This is a genomic window from Paraburkholderia sp. GAS448 (assembly GCF_050435685.1).
GTDB lineage: Bacteria > Pseudomonadota > Gammaproteobacteria > Burkholderiales > Burkholderiaceae > Paraburkholderia.
In genome coordinates, this window is the sequence record NZ_JBNDKT010000133.1 from 1 (window position 1) to 1,817 (window position 1,817).

The window sequence follows — 1,817 nt, forward strand, 5'->3', positions numbered from 1 at the left end:
CTAACGAGGCTCCGCCTCAGACCGACGAGTGGTATGGGTGACTGGGTGGCGCTGGAGGTGTAGGGTGGCTCCGGTCGAGCCGGCTGGGACAAGCCCAGAGATGTACGAGCTCGAAGCTCAATGGGGTCCGAAGACCCCGTGGACGACCGGAGCCAGACATGACGCTATCACAGAGTGTGTGCGATGTGCTACGGGACCACGTCGTGCTCGAAAGCGAGTGCATCGACCGGATGTACCTGAACGTGTATGTGCCGCAGCTGCAGCGCGTAGGTGGCGTGGTGTGGTACCTGCGCGGCCATCTCGGTCAGCGCTTTGCCTCGACCGCGACGGTGGCGCCCAAGACTGCCGCCTTCGTGGCAAGCATCGAGAAGTTTGTCGCCGGGCAAGGTGTGGATCTGGTGAGCTTTGGCAAGCACCAGCGCAAGGACGACATCACCTTGCAGTATCTGCAGCAGTTCGACGCCGACGAAGGGGTTCTCTATGTCGGCCGCGCCCAGGAGAAGGCGCGCGTGGTGCGCACCGAGCGGCGCCACTGTGCACGCACCGGCATGAGCTATCCCTGGGTGGTCGATGGCAGCGCGATGGTGAACCACTACTACTTCTACTGCGTCGACAGCGACTTCGGCCCGTTCTTCCTGAAGTTCTGTTCCTACTTTCCGTACAACGCCAGGCTGTGCATCAACGGCAACGAGTACGCCAAGTGCCAGTTGCGCAAGCGCGGCATCGCCTTCGAGGCGCTCGACAACGGCATCCTCTCGTGCGACGACCCCAAGGCGCTGCAACGAATCTGCGATGGGCTCGATGAGCGCAAGATTGATCGGCTGCTGCGCAAGTGGCTGGCACGACTGCCGCATCCGTTCGAGCGTCACGATCGAGCTGCGGGCTACCGCTACGCGCTGTCGATCCTGCAAGCCGAGTTCGCGCTGACCCAGGTACTCGATCGACCCGTGACGGGCCGCATCTTCTTCGAGCAGGTCATCCGCGAGAACCTGGACATCGGACGCCCGGGCCAGGTGCAACTGATCTTCGATCGCCGGGTCAACCGGCGCACCCCGGGGCGCTTTCGCACCCGGGTGATTACCGAAAGGGTCACCCCTTCGCTGCATGTGGACTACAAGCGTTCACGCATCAAGCAGTACCACAAGGAGGGCCAGGCGCTACGTACCGAGACCACCATCAACGACACCCGCGACTTCGGCGTGGGACGACTGCTGCGCAACTTGCCCGAGTTGCGCAGCATTGGCTTTGCCGCCAACCGGCGCATGCTCGAGATCGAACAGATCAGCCACGACTGCGCATTGGGCGAAGACGCGTTCCAGGACCTGCAGCGTCCGCGCCACGTTTACGGACAGCGCGCACCGGCGCTGCGCTTTGCCGACCCGAACGTCCAGGCTCTGCTGCATGCGCTGGTGATGTTCGTCTTCGTCGCACGCGGCTTTACCAATCAAGACCTGCGGCAAGCCTACGCCGTGCTGCTGGGGCTGCATCCAGGCGACATCACGCCGGGGCGCATGAGCTACGAGCTGCGACGCCTGCGCCTGCATGGCCTGATCCAGCGAGTCCCCAGGACCCACCGTTATCAGCTCACGGACCTGGGGTTGCAGACGGCCCTGTTCTATACACGCGTGTACTCACGCATCTTGCGGCCCGGCCTCGCATTGGTCAGCCCCCAGGCACCTGCGGCCTCACCAGCGTCATTGCAGCGCAGCTTCCGCTCCGCCGAACAGGCCGTCAACGCATGGTGCGACGAAGCGAAAATTGCTGCGTAGAAAAACCTGTCGCAATTGCTATGAAATCATTTCAGTCAAGGAATCTAG

At 62.8% G+C, this 1,817-nt stretch carries 1 protein-coding gene; it reads left to right on the forward strand.

Annotated elements, in window-relative coordinates:
• Window positions 1–158 precede the first annotated feature (158 nt).
• Window positions 159–1,769: a hypothetical protein gene (locus P3T23_RS47580; protein WP_429322935.1), complete on the forward strand. Its 1,611-nt coding sequence runs from the start codon at window positions 159–161 to the stop codon at window positions 1,767–1,769.
• Window positions 1,770–1,817: the final 48 nt, after the last annotated feature.

What these genes read in the sequence shown, in the direction of transcription:
- P3T23_RS47580 (WP_429322935.1), top strand. Translation starts at nt 159, where the DNA reads ATGACGCTATCACAGAGTGTGTGCGATGTGCTACGGGACCACGTCGTG.